Genomic DNA, 20,102 nt, shown 5'->3' on the forward strand with positions numbered 1-20,102 from the left:
TATATAAGGGAGGACATGACTATGTCAATGTCAAAAGAAAGAAAACAACAATTAATCGAAGAATACCGTGTACACGAAACGGACACTGGATCTCCAGAAGTTCAAATTGCAGTGTTAACTGAAGAAATTAACACATTAAACGCACACTTAAAAGTACACAAAAAAGACCACCATTCACGTCGCGGACTTTTAAAAATGGTTGGTCGCCGTAAGCACTTATTAAACTACTTACGTGAAAAAGACGTTACACGTTACCGTGAGTTAATTAAAAAATTAGGTTTACGTCGTTAATAGAGAGAGCATACCATTTGGTATGCTTTTTTTTATATAAATTAGTCGTTAAAAATGGTATCATAAAGAGAAGTATGTAGAGGAGAGAAATTATATGATAGAAACTAAGAAAACGTTTCAAACGGAGTGGGCAGGACGTCCACTAATCGTTGAATACGGCGAAGTAGCCAAACAAGCAAACGGTGCAGTTCTAGTACGATATGGAGACACAGTTGTCTTATCGACAGTGACTGCTTCTAAAGAACCTAAAGATATGGACTTTTTCCCACTAACAGTGGCGTACGAAGAGAAATTATACGCACGCGGTAAAATACCTGGTGGATTTAATAAACGTGAAGGACGTCCAAGTGAAGCAGCGACACTTGCGAGTCGTTTAATCGACCGTCCAATTCGTCCACTTTTCCCAGACGGATTTAGACACGACGTTCAAATTATTTCGACAGTGCTTTCTGTTGATTCAAACAACTCACCTGAAATGACAGCGATGCTCGGTTCATCGATTGCTTTATCTGTTTCTGACGTACCGTTTAACGGACCGATTGCTGGTGTACGTATCGGTATTAAAGACGACGAGTTCGTCATTAACCCAGATGTTGAGACGTTAAACAACTCTGTATTAGAACTTGATTTAGCAGGAACGTTTGACGCAATCAACATGGTTGAAGCAGGTGCAAAAGAAGTACCTGAAGATAAAATGCTCGAAGCAATTCTTTTTGGGCATAAAGAAATTAAAAAGTTAGTCGAGTTCCAACAAGAAATCGTCGACTACGTGAATCCTGAGAAAATGGCATTTGAATCACCAGTTGACGACGAAGAAATTCAAAAGATCGTCGATAGTCAACTCGAGCAGTTTGATATTGAAGAGTGTGTATTAACAGTTGATAAGCACGAACGTGATAATAAATTATCTGAAGTGAAAGAAGCAATTATCGCTCTACTCGATGAAGAAGACGAAAACTTCGAAGCGAACGAAAAAGAAGCGAAACGCTTATTTAACGATGCGGTATTTAATACAGTGCGTCGTTTAATCACTGAAGATAAAATCCGTCCAGATAGAAGAAAACCGGACGAAATTCGTCCGTTAAACTCTCAAGTTGCGCTTTTACCTAGAGCACACGGCTCTGGTTTATTTACACGTGGACAAACACAAGTATTATCTGTTGCAACGTTAGGAAGTTTAAGTGAGCACCAAATTATCGACGGACTCGGAGAAGAAGAAGAGAAGCATTTCATGCATCACTATAACTTCCCGCACTTCTCTGTCGGTGAAACTGGACCACTTCGCGCTCCAGGGCGTCGTGAGATTGGTCACGGTGCGTTAGGTGAACGTGCACTTAGCCAAGTCATTCCTTCACAAGAGGAATTCCCGTATACGATTCGCGTCGTGTCAGAAGTTTTAGAGTCGAACGGTTCTTCATCGCAAGCGTCAATTTGTGGTGGAACGCTCGCATTAATGGACGCAGGTGTGCCAATTAAAGCACCAGTTGCTGGTATTGCGATGGGTATGATGATGAATGGTGAAAACTATACAATCCTTTCAGACATCCAAGGTATGGAAGACGCATTAGGTGATATGGACTTTAAAGTAGCAGGTACTGCTAAAGGGATTACTGCAATTCAAATGGATATTAAAGTCGACGGATTACGTGAAGATATTTTAGAAGAGGCGTTAGAACAAGCACGCGTCGGTCGTCTACACATTTTAGATAACATGTTAGCGACAATCGAATCACCAAGAACAGAGTTATCACCATACGCTCCGAAAATTGAAACGATGACAATCAACCCAGATAAAATTCGTGACGTCATTGGACCTGGTGGTAAACAAATTAACGAAATTATCGATGAAACTGGCGTAACGTTAGATATCGAGCAAGACGGAACGATCTTTATCGGTGCTGTCGACCAAGAAATGATCGACAAAGCACGTAAAATTATCGAAGACTTAACGCGTGAAGCAAAAGTTGGAGAAATCTACATGGGTACAGTAAAGCGTATTGAAAAATTCGGTGCGTTCGTAGAGTTATTCCCTGGTAAAGACGCACTCGTTCACATTTCTAACTTAGATCACGCACACGTTAAAAACGTAGAAGACGTGTTAAAAGTTGGCGATGAAACACTCGTTAAAGTAACAGAAATCGATAAGCAAGGACGCGTAAATGCATCTCGTAAAGCATTAATTGAAAAGAAAGATAACGATAAAAACAAAAAGAATAACGAGGAGGGATAAATTGTGGCAAAAGAAAGAAAGCGTAACGCGAACGTAAAAATCATCCCACTCGGCGGAGTTGGAGAGATTGCTAAAAACATGTACATCGTCGAAGTAGACGATGAAATGTTCATGCTAGACGCGGGGTTAATGTTTCCGGAAAACGAAATGTACGGTGTAGATGTCGTTATTCCGGACATTACGTACGTGAAAGAAAATATCGACCGTTTAAAAGCGATATTTATCTCGCATGGTCATGCAGATTCAATCGGTGCATTACCGTATATTTTAGAAGATATCGACGTACCGATTTATGCTTCAAAGCTGACGATTGCTTTAATTAAAGAATCATTTAAAGAATTAAATATTCGTAAAAAACAAAAGTTCTATACGATTAATAGTGAATCAAAAATGAACTTTAAAAATGCAAGTTTTGAATTTTTCGAAACGAGCCATAGTATTCCTGATTCTTACGGATGCTCAATTAAAACGAAGTACGGTTCAATCGTCTATACTGGTGAGTTTAAATTCGATCAAAGTCTCGAAGGAGATTACGGATTTAACGGTGCGAAGATGTACGACTTAGCACGTGAAGATGATTGTCTCGTATTAATTAGTGATTCTACAGAAGCAGAAAAGCGCGGATATAATACACCTGAAAATATTATCGAAGAGCAGTTATTATCAGATTTCTTAAAATCTAAAGGGCGCATTATCGTGTCACTTTATGCATCGAACTTCGTACGTATTCAACAAGTGTTAACAAACGCACATAAAGCAAACCGAAAAGTGACATTTTTAGGTAAGACGTTAGAAGCATCGTTTAAAGTCGCAAGAAAGCTCGGATATTTCGATATTCCTGAAGGGTTACTCGTTCCGTCACATCAAATTAAAAACTTCCCAGATAATGAAATTGTCATTATCGCAACTGGTAAACAAGGGGAACCATTCGATGCACTGACAGAGATGTCAAAAGGAACGCATGAAGTGACAAACATTAAAGAAAACGATGAAGTGTATATTTTAACGACGCCATCGTCAAACATGGAAGTCATTTTATATTCAACGCTAAACGACTTAACTAAAGCAGGTGCTAAAATTTACTTACCGACAAGTGGAATTCACGCATCGAGTCACGGTTTAAGTGAAGAGTTAAAAATGATGTTTAATATATTTAAACCGAAATATTTTGTTCCTGTTCAGGGCGAATATAAAAACCAGATTGCTCACGCAAAACTTGCTGCTGAAGCAGGTATCGATCCAGAAAATATCTTCTTACTTGAAAAAGGTGACGTCGTCAGCTACGACGGAGAAGAGATGTACTATCAAGAAAAAGTACATGCAGGTAACGTCTTAATTGACGGTAGAGGTGTCGGGGACGTTGGTAACATCGTCTTAAGAGACCGCCGTATATTAAGTGAAGACGGTATATTCATTGCGGTTGTTACGATCGATCGTAACGAGCGAAAAATTAAAGCCGGTCCTGAAATTCAAAGTCGTGGCTTTGTCTACGTCAAAGAAAGTGAAGAGCTATTAGCCACTGCTGAAGCAATTGTAAAAGAAGTCGTTGAAGATTCTATTCAATCAGGAAACTTAGACTGGAACGACTTAAAACAAGACGTTAGAGAAGCGTTACTTAAGTTCTTATACGAAAGTACGAAACGTCGTCCGATGATTATACCAATCATATCTGAAATATAAGAAAGAATTTTGGAGATATTATATTATAGTATCTCCAAATTTTTTAGGAAGGAGTTTGTGATGGCGAAAAAGAAAGCAACGCGTCGTAAAAAGAAAGATGAGCGCCAAACCTATTATGCGTTAACGAGTTTTATCACATTATTACTTGTCTTTATATCTTTGTTTCAACTCGGTAGTTTTGGTGAATATATCGATTCAATATTTACGTACCTGTTTGGAACGAGTAAATATTTTACGTACTTAATCATTACATTAACGAGTATTTACGTCGCCATGAACCGTAACTTCCCATTCACAAAGCGCATGTTCGGTTATATATTGCTACAATTTGGACTGATTTTTTTATTCCATAGTGTGCTTTATTTAACGAACAAACCACTCATTAATAATTTTTATAGTTTTGATGAAATAAAAAATACGATCGCTACGACAGGATTTAAAAACTTCACCGGTGGCGGAATTATTGGTCAAGTACTATTTACAGCGATGAATAACACGCTCAGCTTTATCGGTACAGTTTTACTTGCTGCTGTGTTTATTTACTTTTCGATTATTATGATTCGAAATAAAAGCGTCGAAGAACAACTGCGTAAAGATTTTTCTCGCGTCGGACAATTGTTATCAGTGACTAGTAAAAGTATCAATAGTAAAACGTCTGAAATCATCGAGAAAAATAAAGAAAAACGTGCGAATAAACCAGAAAAAATAGAGAAGAAAAAAGCAAAGAAAACGAAAGTTGAAGATCCAATTATCGAGTCTTCAAGTCATGATGATATCGAAGAAGAAGTCGAAGAAGCAGTATATGAACCTGAAATTGTCGGTAGTGATGATATCGAGAGTGACCTCGTAGAAACAAAAGATGAGACTGTTGATTTAGAGTACGAAGAAGAGGAACTCGATGACTCGATTGAAGACGTCGAGGAGAATACTCCACTCGACGAACTAGACGAAGAAGAAATTAAAGAGCTTCTCGAGTATAAAGTACCACCGATTACATTACTAAAAGATGCTGAAGTGTCAGAAAAGATGTCAAATGACGTCGTGTTAAAACAAGGTAAAGTTTTAGAAGAAACACTTCATAACTTTGGTGTAAAAGCGAAAGTGTCAAAAATTAGAATCGGTCCAGCCGTGACACAGTTTGAAGTGCAGCCGGATATCGGCGTAAAGGTCAGCCGTATTATTAATTTACAAAATGATATTGCACTGTCGCTTGCAGCAAAAGATATTCGTATCGAAGCACCGATTCCTGGTAAATCAGCTGTCGGTATTGAAGTGCCGAACTCGGTCGTTTCAATGGTTACATTACGTGAAGTTATGAAGCGTAAGACGAGTACAAACCCGCTAGAAGTTGCGCTTGGTAAAGACATTTCTGGTGCACCGATTATGGCAGAGTTAAACAAGATGCCACACTTACTCGTTGCTGGGTCTACAGGAAGCGGTAAATCCGTATGTATTAACGGTATTATCATTTCGATTTTACTAAACGCAAAACCGCACGAAGTAAAATTAATGATGATTGACCCAAAAATGGTGGAGTTAAATGTATATAACGGTATTCCACACCTACTAAGTCCTGTCGTGACGAATCCACAAAAAGCAGCGGACGCTTTACAACGCGTCGTAAACGAGATGGAACGCCGATATGACTTATTTAGTGCAACAAATACTAAGAACATTTCAGCATATAACAATTACTTAGAACGTACAGCTGAAGATAAAGATAAAGTATCTAAAATGCCGTATATCGTCGTCATCATCGATGAGCTTGCTGATTTAATGATGGTCGCAAGTAAAGACGTTGAAGCAAGTATTACGCGTATTGCACAAATGGCACGTGCTGCAGGTATTCATTTAATTATCGCTACACAGCGTCCATCTGTTGACGTTATTACAGGGATCATTAAAGCAAACATACCGTCACGTATTGCATTTGCCGTCAGCTCAACGACTGACTCTCGTACGATATTAGACTCCGGGGGTGCAGAAAAACTCCTAGGTAAAGGGGATATGCTTTTCTTACCATCTGGTAGATCAAAACCAGTTCGTGTCCAAGGGGCATTTTTATCAGATGAAGAAGTGAATGATGTCGTCAATTACGTCACGAGCCAGATGAAAGCAAATTACGATAAGTCGGTCATATTAAATCAAAAAGAGCCGAAAAAAGAAGAAGTTGAATCTGAAGACGAATTATACGGGGAAGCGAAATGGTTCGTCATCACAGAGCAGCGCGCAAGTGCAAGTTTACTTCAACGACAATTTAGAATCGGCTATAACCGTGCAGCGCGTCTCGTTGACGATTTAGAGCGTAACGGTATAATCGGACCAGCAAGTGGTTCAAAGCCGAGAAACGTACTCGTCACAGAAGACGAAATGGATGAGAGGGAGAGTTAGTATTGGAAATTAGAAATGAACGATTAAATAACATTCCAATCGTAACGATCGATACAAATAAATTTAAAACATTCACGTTACGCGTCACATTTAGAAATGAGTTAGATGTAAACACTGTTACAGCGAGAAATTTACTTGCTCGCATGATGGTAAAACGTACAAAGACGCATAATAGTGAAGCGGCACTCGTACAGTATTTATCAGAATATTACGGTGCACATCTAACGTATCAAACGTCAAAAGTTGGGACGAGTCATCTCGTCCACTTTACGTTAGAGTTTGTAAACGAACGTTTTATTAAAGAAGACTTAAACATATTAGAACACATGTCTAAACTATTAAATGACGTGTTAACGACACCATTCTCTTACGATGAAGAAACGGTTAAATTTTTAGAAAAAGAAAAACGACTCTATAAAAACCGTCTAAAAAGTATGATGGATAACAGTATGCAGCGCGCATACACAGGTCTTTTAAAAGAGATGTTTGGAGATAAACCAGAAGGACAACTGTCTTACGGAAATATTGAAGATATCGATGAAATTACAATCGATGACATTAAAAAAGTTCACAAGACGATGATGGATACGGACGAAATGATGATTTTACTCTGTGGAAATATTGACGATCGTTCAATTAATCTTTTACAAAAAATCTACGATAGAGAAAACTATGTTGAATTACCGTTCAATAATTATGAAGTAGATCTTAAAAAAATTGTCAACTACAAAGTAATGCATGACGACGTAGAACAGTCTAAAGCAATTTTAGGTTTTAGAATCGATAAAGAAAAAACTAACGAAATGTCAGTGCGTATTTTTAACCGTATGTTTGGTGGTGGCGCGTCGAGCTATCTATTTAAGCATTTACGTGAAGCACGTTCGTTAGCGTATCAAATTAGTTCAAACGTCGATGTTAAAAATGGATATTTATTTGCTTTAGCTGGAGTTGACCACTCACGTGTGAAAGAAACGGAACAGCACATCATTATCGAACTTGAAAAATTCCAAAATGGTGACTTTACTACTGAGTTTTTAGAAGAGACGAAGAAAAAGTTATTATCAGATAGAGAAAACAGTAAAGATCGAGCAAAAGGTATGATATCAATTGTATATAGCGAAAACTTAACAGGATTGACAGATGATGAATTTAAAGAAAAAGTTGAAAGCATTACGCGTGAAGATATTATTGAAGCAGCGCACTCGATTCATCTCGATACGGTATATACGCTAACAGGAGGAGAAAGTGATGACAGTTAAATATTATGAAGCACTTGAAGAAACAGTCATTAGTAAAACACTCCCAAACGGATTAGAAGTCATTTACGTTAAAAAGCCAGGGTTTAACAAAAAGTTTGCGACGTATACGACGCGTTTTGGTTCTGTAGATAATCATTTTACAGTCGACGGTGTGACGCACAAAATTCCTGACGGAATCGCACACTTTTTAGAGCATAAAATGTTTGAAAAAGAAGATGGTGATGTCTTCCATAAATTTAGTGAACACGGTGCAAGTGCGAATGCATTTACATCTTTTGACCGTACGAGTTATTTATTTAGTTGTACAGACAACTTTTATGACAACTTAAAACTCCTTATGGATATGGTCGAAGAGCCTTATTTCACCGATCAATCTGTTGAAAAAGAAGTCGGTATTATTAACGAAGAAATCAAAATGTATCAAGATAATCCGGGGTATAAATTATTCTCTACGATGATGGAGTCACTATATAACACACATCCGGTTCGTATTGATATCGCTGGAACGCTCGAATCGATTCAACAAATTACAAAAGAAGATTTATATTTGTGTCATGAGACATTTTACGCACCGAACAATATGGTGTTAATCGTCGTCGGTGATTTAGATGATAGTGAGTTATTTAGTTTTATCGAAACACATCAATCAAAACGTAATCACGACCCGAAAGAGTTAACACTTCATACAGTGACTGAAGAAAATCACGTTCACGACAAAGAAAAAACAATTAAGATGAACGTGTCGGATGACAGAGTGATGCTCGGATATAAATATAATCACGATTTAGATGACGCGTCGTTATTAAAACTCGATTTCACAATGATGTTTGCGTTAGAGATGGTATTTGGAGCGAAATCTCAGTATTTCTATGATCTAATCGATGAAAATCTTGTAGATGATAGTTTCCAATACGGCTTCCAAGGGGAATCTGACTTCTCACACACGCTATTTATTGCACATAGTGAAAAACCTGAAGAAACGATTCAACGAATTCAGGCGATTATCGATGAAGTTAAAAATACGGATTATTTCACTGAAGAGATGTTACAAAGCGAAAAACGTGAAACAATTGGTGACTATTTATCTTCTTTAAATTCACCAGAATATATTGCAAATCAATATACAAAATATTTATTAGACGGTGGCAACCTTTATGACATTCCAAATATCGTCGATTCGATTACCGTCGATGACGTGAAGGATGCATTTAACACTGTATTAAATGACGACTATGCCTCTGTCGTGATGATGAAAAATGCGTAACGTCATACTAGTTGGAAGTAGCGGATCCATTGGATCCGCAATACATAACGAATTAAAAGACGAACACGTCATTAGCTATTCTAGACACACACCGTCAACTTATGACAATTTGCATCATTACTTTGACTTATCACAGCCGATTTCTATTGAAGAAGTCGAAGCGACGTTTAAACATATCGAAACAATCGATTGTTTAATTTATACACCTGGTAGTGCGTATTTTGATATGCTAGAAGATACACCACTACATGTTATCGACGAACAGTATAACATCCAAGTGCGGAACTTAATTGTTTTTATACAGGCAGCATTACCGAGATTAAAGAAGAGTTCACACGGACGCATCGTCGTCATTTCAAGTGTGTACGGTCAAATTGGTGCGAGTTGTGAAAGTGTTTATGCGTCGATGAAAGGTGCACAAAACACACTCGTTCGTTCACTCGCTGTCGAGTACGCGGGTACGAATATTACGATTAACGCCGTCGCACCAGGTGCTGTTAAAGGTAAGATGACTAATCTTTTAAGTGAAGAGGATATTAAAGTTTTACTCGAAGAGTTACCACAGCAAAGACTGATTGAACCAGTTGAAGTTGCAAAACTTGTGAACTTCGTACTCAGTAAAGAGAGTCAATCGATCACAGGTGAAGTGCTAAATATTAACGGTGGATGGTACACGTTATAAAGAAGGGTTAAATTATGAGTTTAGGACCATATTTAAGAAATGTGAGAGAACAAAAAGGCATTACGTTACGTGAAATTGAAGCACGTACGAATATTCGTCGTGACATTATTCAAACGATTGAAAGAGGCGACTATCACGCGCTTCCGGATAGTAGTCATACGAAGTATTTAATTCGTACGTATGCGGATGCTTTACAGTTAAATAGTGACGATTTGTTTGAACGTTATGGTGACGAAATACCGACAAAAGAAGCGGTCTATAAAGAACGTAAAGAAAATAAAGTCGATAAAGACATGCTCTATTTAAAAAAGACGATATATACTTTTTTAATTGTGATCGGAGTGTTGTTTGTTCTTTGGCTTGTTCTTTTACAAGTCGGTGGACAAGGAGATTACTTTAGAAAGTCTCCTGTATATGATGAGGTCGAAGTCTCACCTAAAGAAGAAAGCGACACGTTTAACGTAACGCTAGAGCGCGTTGAAGACAATACAGCATTTTATACGATAAATACGTCAAATGACATTAACGTCACGTTTAAAGGTGACGGGAGTACTGTCAACATGACAGACGATAACAATAATACGTATGTTAACGAAACAATTAATGATGAGACATATTTAATTCAGTCAGATGCATCAGAGTTATTTATTGCAGTTGAAGACAACGACAAACTCAGTATTTTTGTGAATGATGTTGAATTAGAAGACGATGAAGTACAAAATGACGGCACGTTGTTTTATCATTTTACGATTGAGAGGGAGTAAACTATGAATTTACCTAACTGGATTACAGTGATAAGAATCATACTAATACCGGTCTTTATTATATTTGCAATTAACGATTTTAACTTCGGTACAGTAGCGATACTTGGAGGAAACGAGATTTTAATTGAGCAACTTATCGCAGCGATTATTTTCGTCGTCGCGTCACTGACAGATGCGTTAGACGGCTATTTAGCACGAAAGTTAAATTTAATTACAAATATGGGTAAATTTCTAGACCCACTTGCAGATAAACTACTCGTCGCTTCAGGTCTCATTGTATTAGTCGAGTGGTCAGTAATTTCAAGTTGGATCGCTATCGTAATTATCGCAAGAGAATTTGCAGTTACAGGATTACGTTTACTTCAAATCGAACAAGGGTTTGTCAGTGCCGCTGGTAATTTAGGAAAAATTAAAACAGTATTCCAAATGGTTGCTCTCGTCTTACTTCTATTTGGAGATTTATTTGTCAATTATATCGGGGTATCTATCGGTATGATATCTCTATATATCGCAGTGTTCTTCACGATTTTATCGATGATTGAGTATTTCTACAAAGGACGAGACGTGTTTTTAAATCAAAAAGCGTAACTTTTAATTATCTGCTTTAAAAAGTAAGCGATATTTAAAATACTGAATTTAATATTTGAAATTTAGCACATAAAAGACGAACATATATTCGTCTTTTATTTTTTGTTATGGTATACTTTAAATATCGAAAAATGATTTAAAAGATAGTTCGGAGGAATGTAATAGATGGATGAAAGACAAAAAGCTCTAGAAACTGTTCAAAAGAATATGGATAAGATGTTCGGTAAAGGTGCCGTTATGAAACTCGGTGACGATCCTGGACGTAAAGTAAAAACGACGTCATCAGGTTCGATCACATTAGACCGTGCACTCGGTGTCGGTGGATATCCACAAGGTAGAATTATCGAAATCTACGGACCAGAATCTTCAGGGAAAACGACAGTCGCATTACATGCGATTGCTGAAGTGCAGCGTCAAGGTGGAATCGCTGCATTTATCGATGCTGAGCACGCACTGGACCCAGTGTATGCTAAAAACTTAGGTGTCGATATCGAGAATTTATACCTGTCTCAGCCAGACCACGGGGAGCAAGGATTAGAAATCGCCGAAGCATTCGTACGAAGTGGTGCAGTGGATATCGTCGTTATTGACTCAGTTGCAGCATTAACACCAAAAGCAGAAATCGAAGGTGAGATGGGAGATACTCACGTCGGTTTACAAGCGAGAATGATGTCACAAGCATTACGTAAACTATCTGCTGCAATTTCTAAAAGTAATACGACAGCGATTTTCATCAACCAAATTCGTGAAAAAGTTGGAGTTATGTTCGGTAACCCGGAAACGACACCTGGTGGACGTGCGCTGAAGTTCTACAGTTCAGTTCGTTTAGAAGTGCGCCGTGCAGAACAGTTAAAACTCGGACAAGATATCGTCGGAAACCGTACGAAAATTAAAGTTGTTAAAAACAAAGTTGCACCACCATTTAGAGTAGCAGAAGTAGATATTATGTACGGACAAGGTATTTCTAGAACAGGTGAACTTCTCGATCTCGGAGTCGAATACGACATCGTCGATAAAAGCGGTGCGTGGTACTCTTATAACGGGGAAAGACTCGGTCAAGGTAAAGAAAACGCAAAAGAGTACTTAACGAATAACCCTGAAGTACTAGAAGAAATTAATGATAAATTACGAAACGAATTAGGCTTTGAAGGTGAAGTCACTGAAGAAAGTGAAGAAGTAGAAAACAGCCTATTTGATGAGTAATATTATCAAGCATGAGTCACTCTCATGCTTGATTTTTTTATGTAAAATATATAAAATGAAATCTGTATGATAAATTATTATATTTAAAATACACATTTTTAACCAACACGTGAATAGCATGTATTAGGGAGGTGTTTTTTGTGGACATGAAAGACATTTTCTTAATCTTACTTGGTATTATTCTCGGTGTTGTTATCGGATATTTAATCGTCAATAGAATTATGACGAATAAGCAGCAACAAGCAAGATCTTCAGCTGAACATATCATCGAAGAAGCAAATAAAACTGCGATGAATTTAAAAAAGGAGAAATTGCTTGAAGCAAAAGAATACAATCAAAAGTTAAAAGAAGAGTTTGATCGTGAGCAAAACGATGCACGACAAAAACTACAAGCTTTTGAATCTCGACTACTTTCTCGAGAGGAAAACTTAGATAGAAAAAGTGAAACTCTAGATAAGAAAGATGAGATATTAGATTTAAAAGAAGCGAAAATTGAAGACAAACAGCAATCGGTGGATGCCAAGGAACAAAAGATTAATGAAATCATCAGTCAACAAAATGATGAATTAACTCGCATCTCCGGATTAACAAGTGCTGAAGCTAAAGATGAAATCTTTAGAGCGCTCGAAAAAGAACTGTCACACGATATGGCTGTAATGCTAAAAGAGCGTCAAGAACAAGCGGAATATGAAGCGGACCGAAAAGCAAAAGAATTGCTTGCGACGACGATTCAACGATACGCAGCAGAGTACACGAGTGAATCGACGGTATCTGTTGTCAACTTACCAAACGACGAAATGAAAGGTCGTATTATCGGACGTGAAGGTCGTAACATTCGTACGATTGAAACGTTAACAGGAGTCGATTTAATTATCGACGATACACCAGAAGCGGTTATCCTTTCAGGATTCGATCCAATACGTAGAACGATCGCTAAAAATGCGTTAGACGAACTCGTCTTAGATGGACGTATTCACCCAGGACGCATTGAAGAAATGGTCGATAAAGCGAGACGTAATATGGAGAGTATCATTCGCGATGCTGGTGAACAAGCAGCATTCGAATTGGATATTCATAATTTACATCCTGAACTCATTAAACATCTTGGTAAGATGAAATTCCGTTTAAGTTACGGTCAAAACGTATTAAAGCACTCAGTAGAAGTTGGATTTTTAGCAGGTATGCTCGCTGCTGAACTTGGCGAAGACGTGAGTCTCGCGAGACGTGCAGGATTACTCCACGATATCGGTAAATCGATCGACCATGAAGTCGAAGGTTCACACGTAGAAATCGGAGTAGACTTAGCAAAACGCTACAAAGAAAACGAGACAGTGATTAACGCAATCGCTTCACATCATGGTGACGTTGAAGCAACGAGTATCATTTCTATAATCGTTGCAGCAGCTGACGCATTAAGTGCAGCACGTCCAGGTGCACGTCGTGAAACGTTAGAAAATTACGTAAAACGACTTGAAAACTTAGAGAAAATTGCAGAAGGCTACGACGGCGTAAAGAAGTCGTTTGCCATTCAAGCGGGACGAGAAATTCGAATTATGGTTCGTCCAGAAGACGTCGATGATGTACAAGCATATCGACTCGCTCGAGATATTAAATCACAAATCGAAGATGAACTGCAGTATCCAGGACATATTAAAGTGACAGTTGTCCGTGAGATGAGGGCTGTAGAATATGCCAAATAAAGATTGGAACATTGTTTCCAATCTTTTTTTATGAAAGGAATAAAAGATTGAGAATTTTATTTATTGGAGATATTGTCGGTAAAATTGGGCGTCGAATGGTAAAGGAAAATTTACCAGAGTTAAAACGAGAATATAACATACAATATACAATCGCAAACGGAGAAAATGCTGCACACGGCAAAGGGATGACAAAAGCGATTTATAAAGAGCTCATGGGATACGGTGTGGACTTTATCACACTCGGAAACCATGCATTTCATAAAGATGAAGTATTTGAACTCTTTGAAGCAGATAAAAAAATTATCCGTCCACTTAATTATCCGTCAATCGTTCCAGGCGAAGGATTTAAAAAAGTAAATATTAACAATGAAACGTTAATGATTGTGAATCTACAAGGGCGTAGTTTTATGGAGTCGATTGATAACCCGTTTACAGAAATCGATGCATTGTTAAAAAGAGAATCCGCTGATCAAATATTTGTGGATTTTCACTGTGAAACGACATCTGAAGCGATTGCAATGGGATATTATTTAGACGGTAGAGTGAATGCTGTCGTCGGGACGCATACGCACGTTCAAACGAACGACGCAGTCGTTTTAGACAACGGGACGATGTACATAACAGATGTCGGTATGACAGGGTATAAAGATGGCATACTCGGTATCGATAAAGAAGCGGTCATTTCTAGATTTTTAGACCAATTACCAAAACGACATGTCGTACCTGATAAAGGTGATGGTATTTTATCTGCAGTAGTGATTGATACAGTCAAACAGACAATTGAACCGATTTTAATACGAGAGTAATCGGACATAAGTATGAATTTTAAGTGAATGACAGTATGTACACTGAATTCAACAGTTAAATTTGATATGATTTAATTGTTAGAGGAGGCACGAAAATGATCAGTCAATTATCATGGAAAGTCGGTGGACAACAAGGTGAGGGAATTGAGTCGACAGGTGAAATTTTCTCAACGACGTTAAACCGTATGGGGTACTACTTATATAGTTACCGTCACTTTTCATCAAGAATTAAAGGTGGTCATACGAACAACAACATTCGTATTTCAACAAAAGAAGTACGATCAATTAGCGACCACACAAATATATTAGTTGCGTTCGATCAAGAGACGATCGATATTAACGCAAGCGAGTTAATAGATGGCGGTGTAATATTAGCTGACGAAAAGTTTAAACCAGAAGTAAAAGAGGATTTAAACGTTCAGCTCATCGCAGTTCCATTTACTGAAATCGCAAATGAACACGGCAGTAAGTTAATGAAAAACATGGTTGCTGTCGGTGCAAGTGCAAGTCTTATGCATCTTGATATTGAGAAGTTTACAGATATGATTTATACGATGTTTGCACGTAAAGGGCAAGAAATTGTCGATAATAATATAAATGCATTAAAAGACGGGTTTAATTATATCGAAGAACGACTCGACCAAATCGACGGAGACTTTGAATTAGAAAAAGTTGAAACTCGTGATTCTTTATATCTCATTGGTAACGATGCGATAGGTTTTGGTGCATTAAACGCAGGTGTACGTTTTATGGCAGCATACCCAATTACTCCAGCGAGTGACATTATGGAGTATATGATCGAACATTTACCAAAGGTCGATGGTACAGTCATCCAAACTGAAGATGAAATTTCAGCGGTTACGATGGCAATCGGTTCGAACTATGCAGGTGCAAGAAGTTTTACATCTAGTTCAGGTCCTGGACTGTCACTTATGATGGAGTCTATTGGACTATCAGGTATGACTGAAACGCCACTCGTAATCGTCGATACGATGCGTGGAGGTCCGTCAACAGGCCTTCCTACAAAGCAAGAGCAATCGGATTTAATGCAGATGATTTATGGTACGCACGGTGAAATTCCAAAAATCATCCTCGCACCAACAGACGTAGAAGATGCATTTTATCTGACAACTGAAGCGTTTAACTTAGCAGATGAATATCAAGTGCCTGTCATTCTTTTATCAGATTTACAAATGTCACTCGGTAAGCAGTCATCAAATCCGTTTGACCCTTCAAAAGTCGTCATTAATAGAGGACAAATGATTACTGAAGACATCGACGGAGACGAAAGTTACTTTGAACGCTTTAAAGTGACAGAAAGTGGTATTTCCGCACGACCGATTCCTGGAGTGAAAGGCGGTATTCACCACGTCACGGGTGTTGAACATAACCCGAACGGTACGCCTAACGAAAGTGCAGTGAACCGTAAAACACAAATGGACAAACGTATGCGTAAACTTGAGGGACTAACGATCGATGCACCGTTTAAAGTAAATGGTGACGTAGACTCTGAGTTACTCGTCATTAGTTTCTTAAGTGGTAACGGCCCAGTCGATGAAGCGGTCGAACGTATCGATAAAAATATAACGACGATTCATATGCGTCAACTGTTCCCAGTGCCAATTGAAGCACTACAGCCATACTTAGATGGCGCTAAAGAGATACTCGTCGTCGAGCAAAACTATACGGGACAACTATATAACATCATTAAGATGAACTACCCACACCATGGTAAAATGTCTCAGTTTAATAAATATGACGGTACGCCGTTAAAACCGGTAGAAATCGAACGTCATTTGAACGAATTATTGTAATTAAAGGATGAATAGTCATGGCAAAATTTAAAGATTTTAGAAACGATATAAAGCCAAACTGGTGTCCTGGATGCGGTCACTTCAGTATTCAATCTGCGATTCAACGTGCCTCTGCAAACGTTGGATTAGAGCCAGAAGACTTAGCATTAGTCAGTGGGATCGGTTGTAGTGGACGTGTATCCGGATATATTCGTTCATATGGTTTCCACGCAACACACGGTAGAAGTCTACCAATCGCCCAAGGTATTAAAATGGCCAATAAAGATTTAGAAGTTATCGCAACAGGTGGAGATGGTGACGGATTTGCGATCGGTGTTGGACATACTGTTCACGCGATCAAACGTAACATTGATATGACGTATATCGTCATGGATAACCAAGTGTACGGCTTAACAAAAGGTCAAACATCACCGTCAAGTGCGAAAGGATTTGTTACGAACACGACACCAAACGGTTCAATTGAAAGTCCAATCGTTCCAATATCAACTGCGATGGCAAGCGGTGCGACATTTGTCGCTCAAAGTGTCTCGTCTGATATTAAAGGATTAACTGCAATAATTGAAGCGGCAATTAAACACGACGGCTTCGCATTCGTAAACGTTTATAGTCCGTGTGTCACATACAACAAAGTGAACACATATGAATGGTTTAAAGAACGTGTGACTGATATCGAAGATATCGAAGACTACGATAGAGAAGATCGCAACAAAGTAATGAACTACATTAACGAGCACGAAGGGTTATTAAAAGGAATTTTATATCAAGACAATCACTCTAAATCATATGCATCACATATCGACGGCTATTTAGATGAAGCAGTCGTTAATCATGATTTAAAGTTAAAAGACGATCAGTTTAACGAACTGATGAATCATTTCGCATAATAAAACACGCAAATTAAGAGAAATCTTAGTTTGCGTGTTTCTTTTTGTTTTGGGTGAGAGGTTTTGGATATTTTGCGTTAACGAATTTAAACATGCGTTTACGCAAATCGGGTTATTATAAAATTATTATTTATTGTTTAACATAAATCGCTTTTCTGTAAAAGGGATGCTCTTTAATTTGACACAAAAGCTCTAATTGTCAACGAAACTGAGCGCTCGTTTACGCAAATCGATTTTGCGTAAAATTAAGATAAACTCCAACTCCGTCTATGCACCATGGCTCTCCTCTAATCGTTTTCTTTCGATTTCAAACGCTTCTTTTTGAATATCTTTTTCATTAATTTCTATTTCTTGAGCTTTAAAGATATCAGCAACGCTTGAGTCGTTTGCGTATAGGTTAAATGATTTTAGTTTTTCATCTCTAACTTGTGTGATTGCTTCGTCGATACTGTTTTCCGATAACAATCTATACACGATGACGTTTTTCGTTTGTCCCATACGATACGCTCGACCGATTGCTTGAAGTTCTGTCGATGGTTTCCATTGTGGTTCACATAAAATTACAATGTTCGCAGCTTGTATGTTTAACCCAACTCCAGCTGCGTCTATTTGACCGATTAACGTTGCACCTGCTTCTCGATGTGTAAACGTATCGATCATTTGTTGACGTTCGTTCATTGAAACGTCTCCAGAAATTATCCCCGCACTTTGCGCACCGAGTGTTTGATGGATGAGCTCTAAATTATCTTTAAAGAAGCTGAAGATTAAGATCTTATGACCGTTTTCTTTTGCCTCTGTACAAATTTCTATTAAGTTCGCGAGTTTTTCAGAATCGTTGATGTTATTACCAGTAAATGCAGCTCGTCTCATCTTCATAAGACCAGGTAAGCCTTCTCGAACCGCGTCGTTATAGTACTGACGTTCTTTTTGACTCATTTCAGAAAACATCTCGATGAATTCTATATCTGGGAGTTCTTTTAACACATCGATACGTTTACGTCTTAAATAGGCAGGTGATACGATCGTTTTAAATGTTTCTGGTTCATTCATACGTGGATTATTATCGATTTCTTTAATGATTTGAGGTTGTAATATGCCGATTAAGTGCTTCATCTCGTTTAAATTGTTTTCAATCGGTGTACCTGTCATCATCATGACGTATTCACTTTTTTCAGCAAGCGCCATAGCATTTTTAGTACGCTGTGTATTTGGATTTTTAATTAAATGCGCTTCATCGATAATTAAGCAGTCGATAAAATCTAATGCGTCGAAATCTATGTTTTTCGTATGCTCTGGATTTGTAATTAAAATACTCGGTGTTTCAAGCCATTCGTTAAACGCTTCGTCACGCTTAGCACCGTGAAATATTTTTACAGGGATGCTCGTCCATTTTTCAATTTCATGCGCCCAGTTCGCCATCACGCTTTTTGGACAAATGACAAATGCGCGCGTTTTATTTTCCTTAAATAAATGCGTAATCACTCCGAGTGCTTGAATTGTTTTACCGAGCCCCATTTCGTCACCGATTAGCGTGCGTTTGTTATACAACGCATACTTCGTTCCGAATGCTTGATACGGACGTAATGTTCCACCTGTAAGTAGTGATACGTCGAGGTCCATGTTTGTTATTTTTTCAACTAATACTGAAGGTAAATCGCCTGCGTGTTGACTCGACGAGACGCCTGTTCTAGATTCTATAAATGCATAAAATGACGCACTGTCATTCATAAATGCTTCTTTTATTTTTAACTCATTATTTAGATCACTATAGAGCGTATCGACATCTTTATGTAGTTGACTGAGCTCTGGTTGTACTTTTTCAAATTGATGAAACGCCGCGTTAATCTTTTCTTTTTCAGCTGAAGATTGAAACCACGACATAAAAATACCACGTTTTTTCTTCATCGTTTTTAATAGATTTTCCGCGTCATTTGTAACAGTTTCATTTTTTAACTGTTCCACTTCATTTTTGTATGTCGTATTAAAGTACCAATAATTTAATAATGTACGCGCATCTTGAGTTAAATTATCAATATCAATTTTGGGGAACGTATGATTCGTAATGTCGCGGATCATTTCGTCTTTATCTTTTACTAATCGTTCGACTTCTTCAGGTTCGGCCCCTTTGAGTACGATTTGTAAAGACTTCGAATCAAATCGTCTTAAATCTCCGATGTTGAAAATGTTATTTTCACGTAAACTTGTGATGAGTCTACGATTATCATCAATTAAAACATCTACCGGGACAACTTTAATATCACTCTCCGCACGTCTTTTCTGTATGTTTTGTAGCGCGGTTTTCATTGTGTCATCACTAATATGCGTTAGAAAATTATCAATATTACGTTTCAGCTGTTCTACTTGAAACTTTTCTGACTGAACATCCATATCTCATTAACTCCTTAGATTTTTGTTTAAAAAGTTACTTTTAATATATAGGAATCACGTTAAAAATTCTATAATCATCGTTTTTGATTCGGACGAAAGAATGATTTTGAAAATTTAATCTACTTCAACAGTAAGTTCAGTGTAATTGTGCTAAAATA

Annotated in this window: 15 protein-coding genes; 14 read left to right on the forward strand and 1 reads right to left on the reverse strand. The window is 37.9% G+C overall.

Annotated features, from left to right (window positions below; translation table 11 throughout):
• The first annotated feature begins 21 nt into the window (after nucleotides 1–21).
• The 14 genes from rpsO to HMPREF3177_RS06305 all read left to right on the forward strand — a co-directional run bounded on the left by rpsO (nucleotide 22) and on the right by HMPREF3177_RS06305 (nucleotide 17,556).
• Nucleotides 22–291, forward strand: a complete 270-nt coding sequence (gene rpsO, locus HMPREF3177_RS06240; RefSeq protein WP_040929129.1) for a 30S ribosomal protein S15 — start codon at nucleotides 22–24, stop codon at nucleotides 289–291.
• A 94-nt stretch (nucleotides 292–385) separates the two neighbouring features.
• Entirely contained in the window at nucleotides 386–2,521 is a 2,136-nt protein-coding gene (gene pnp / locus HMPREF3177_RS06245; protein ID WP_070457760.1) for a polyribonucleotide nucleotidyltransferase, read from the forward strand.
• Nucleotides 2,522–2,524: 3 nt separating this feature from the next.
• A complete protein-coding gene (locus HMPREF3177_RS06250; RefSeq protein WP_070457762.1) occupies nucleotides 2,525–4,201 on the forward strand; it encodes a ribonuclease J in 1,677 nt (558 codons plus the stop codon).
• A gap of 60 nt (nucleotides 4,202–4,261) precedes the next feature.
• Nucleotides 4,262–6,592, forward strand: coding sequence for an FtsK/SpoIIIE family DNA translocase (locus tag HMPREF3177_RS06255; protein ID WP_070457764.1), 2,331 nt, complete (start codon nucleotides 4,262–4,264; stop codon nucleotides 6,590–6,592).
• A 2-nt stretch (nucleotides 6,593–6,594) separates the two neighbouring features.
• Complete coding sequence (gene yfmF / locus HMPREF3177_RS06260) at nucleotides 6,595–7,851, forward strand: EF-P 5-aminopentanol modification-associated protein YfmF (RefSeq protein WP_070457766.1); 1,257 nt, start codon at nucleotides 6,595–6,597, stop codon at nucleotides 7,849–7,851.
• Entirely contained in the window at nucleotides 7,841–9,115 is a 1,275-nt protein-coding gene (gene yfmH, locus HMPREF3177_RS06265; protein WP_070457769.1) for an EF-P 5-aminopentanol modification-associated protein YfmH, read from the forward strand. Before yfmF ends, yfmH begins: the two co-directional genes overlap by 11 nt.
• Nucleotides 9,108–9,797: an SDR family NAD(P)-dependent oxidoreductase gene (locus HMPREF3177_RS06270; protein WP_070457772.1), complete on the forward strand. Its 690-nt coding sequence runs from the start codon at nucleotides 9,108–9,110 to the stop codon at nucleotides 9,795–9,797. Before yfmH ends, HMPREF3177_RS06270 begins: the two co-directional genes overlap by 8 nt.
• Nucleotides 9,798–9,811: 14 nt before the next feature.
• A complete protein-coding gene (locus HMPREF3177_RS06275) occupies nucleotides 9,812–10,561 on the forward strand; it encodes a helix-turn-helix domain-containing protein (RefSeq protein WP_068130448.1) in 750 nt (249 codons plus the stop codon).
• A 3-nt stretch (nucleotides 10,562–10,564) separates the two neighbouring features.
• A complete protein-coding gene (gene pgsA / locus HMPREF3177_RS06280; protein ID WP_068130445.1) occupies nucleotides 10,565–11,149 on the forward strand; it encodes a CDP-diacylglycerol--glycerol-3-phosphate 3-phosphatidyltransferase in 585 nt (194 codons plus the stop codon).
• Nucleotides 11,150–11,314: 165 nt separating this feature from the next.
• Complete coding sequence (recA, locus tag HMPREF3177_RS06285; RefSeq protein ID WP_068130443.1) at nucleotides 11,315–12,352, forward strand: recombinase RecA; 1,038 nt, start codon at nucleotides 11,315–11,317, stop codon at nucleotides 12,350–12,352.
• Between the two features lie 140 nt (nucleotides 12,353–12,492).
• Complete coding sequence (gene rny, locus HMPREF3177_RS06290) at nucleotides 12,493–14,052, forward strand: ribonuclease Y (protein WP_070457774.1); 1,560 nt, start codon at nucleotides 12,493–12,495, stop codon at nucleotides 14,050–14,052.
• Nucleotides 14,053–14,099: 47 nt separating this feature from the next.
• On the forward strand, nucleotides 14,100–14,858 hold the full coding sequence (locus HMPREF3177_RS06295; RefSeq protein WP_068130438.1) for a TIGR00282 family metallophosphoesterase: 759 nt from the start codon (nucleotides 14,100–14,102) through the stop codon (nucleotides 14,856–14,858).
• 95 nt (nucleotides 14,859–14,953) lie between these two features.
• A complete protein-coding gene (locus HMPREF3177_RS06300; RefSeq protein WP_068130434.1) occupies nucleotides 14,954–16,672 on the forward strand; it encodes a 2-oxoacid:acceptor oxidoreductase subunit alpha in 1,719 nt (572 codons plus the stop codon).
• A 17-nt stretch (nucleotides 16,673–16,689) separates the two neighbouring features.
• Entirely contained in the window at nucleotides 16,690–17,556 is an 867-nt protein-coding gene (locus tag HMPREF3177_RS06305; protein ID WP_068130431.1) for a 2-oxoacid:ferredoxin oxidoreductase subunit beta, read from the forward strand.
• A 267-nt stretch (nucleotides 17,557–17,823) separates the two neighbouring features.
• Here HMPREF3177_RS06305 and HMPREF3177_RS06310 read toward each other — a convergent pair whose 3' ends face one another.
• Nucleotides 17,824–19,944, reverse strand: a complete 2,121-nt coding sequence (locus tag HMPREF3177_RS06310) for a DEAD/DEAH box helicase (protein WP_070457776.1) — start codon at nucleotides 19,942–19,944, stop codon at nucleotides 17,824–17,826.
• Between the last annotated feature and the right edge of the window lie 158 nt (nucleotides 19,945–20,102).

It is taken from the genome of Nosocomiicoccus sp. HMSC09A07 (genome assembly GCF_001808485.1).
GTDB lineage: Bacteria > Bacillota > Bacilli > Staphylococcales > Salinicoccaceae > Nosocomiicoccus > Nosocomiicoccus ampullae_A.

What these genes read in the sequence shown, in the direction of transcription:
- HMPREF3177_RS06275 (WP_068130448.1), top strand. Translation starts at nt 9,812, where the DNA reads ATGAGTTTAGGACCATATTTAAGAAATGTGAGAGAACAAAAAGGCATT.
- HMPREF3177_RS06255 (WP_070457764.1), top strand. Translation starts at nt 4,262, where the DNA reads ATGGCGAAAAAGAAAGCAACGCGTCGTAAAAAGAAAGATGAGCGCCAA.
- pgsA (WP_068130445.1), top strand. Translation starts at nt 10,565, where the DNA reads ATGAATTTACCTAACTGGATTACAGTGATAAGAATCATACTAATACCG.
- yfmH (WP_070457769.1), top strand. Translation starts at nt 7,841, where the DNA reads ATGACAGTTAAATATTATGAAGCACTTGAAGAAACAGTCATTAGTAAA.
- rpsO (WP_040929129.1), top strand. Translation starts at nt 22, where the DNA reads ATGTCAATGTCAAAAGAAAGAAAACAACAATTAATCGAAGAATACCGT.
- HMPREF3177_RS06305 (WP_068130431.1), top strand. Translation starts at nt 16,690, where the DNA reads ATGGCAAAATTTAAAGATTTTAGAAACGATATAAAGCCAAACTGGTGT.
- HMPREF3177_RS06310 (WP_070457776.1), bottom strand. Translation starts at nt 19,944, where the DNA reads ATGGATGTTCAGTCAGAAAAGTTTCAAGTAGAACAGCTGAAACGTAAT.
- recA (WP_068130443.1), top strand. Translation starts at nt 11,315, where the DNA reads ATGGATGAAAGACAAAAAGCTCTAGAAACTGTTCAAAAGAATATGGAT.
- HMPREF3177_RS06300 (WP_068130434.1), top strand. Translation starts at nt 14,954, where the DNA reads ATGATCAGTCAATTATCATGGAAAGTCGGTGGACAACAAGGTGAGGGA.
- pnp (WP_070457760.1), top strand. Translation starts at nt 386, where the DNA reads ATGATAGAAACTAAGAAAACGTTTCAAACGGAGTGGGCAGGACGTCCA.
- HMPREF3177_RS06270 (WP_070457772.1), top strand. Translation starts at nt 9,108, where the DNA reads ATGCGTAACGTCATACTAGTTGGAAGTAGCGGATCCATTGGATCCGCA.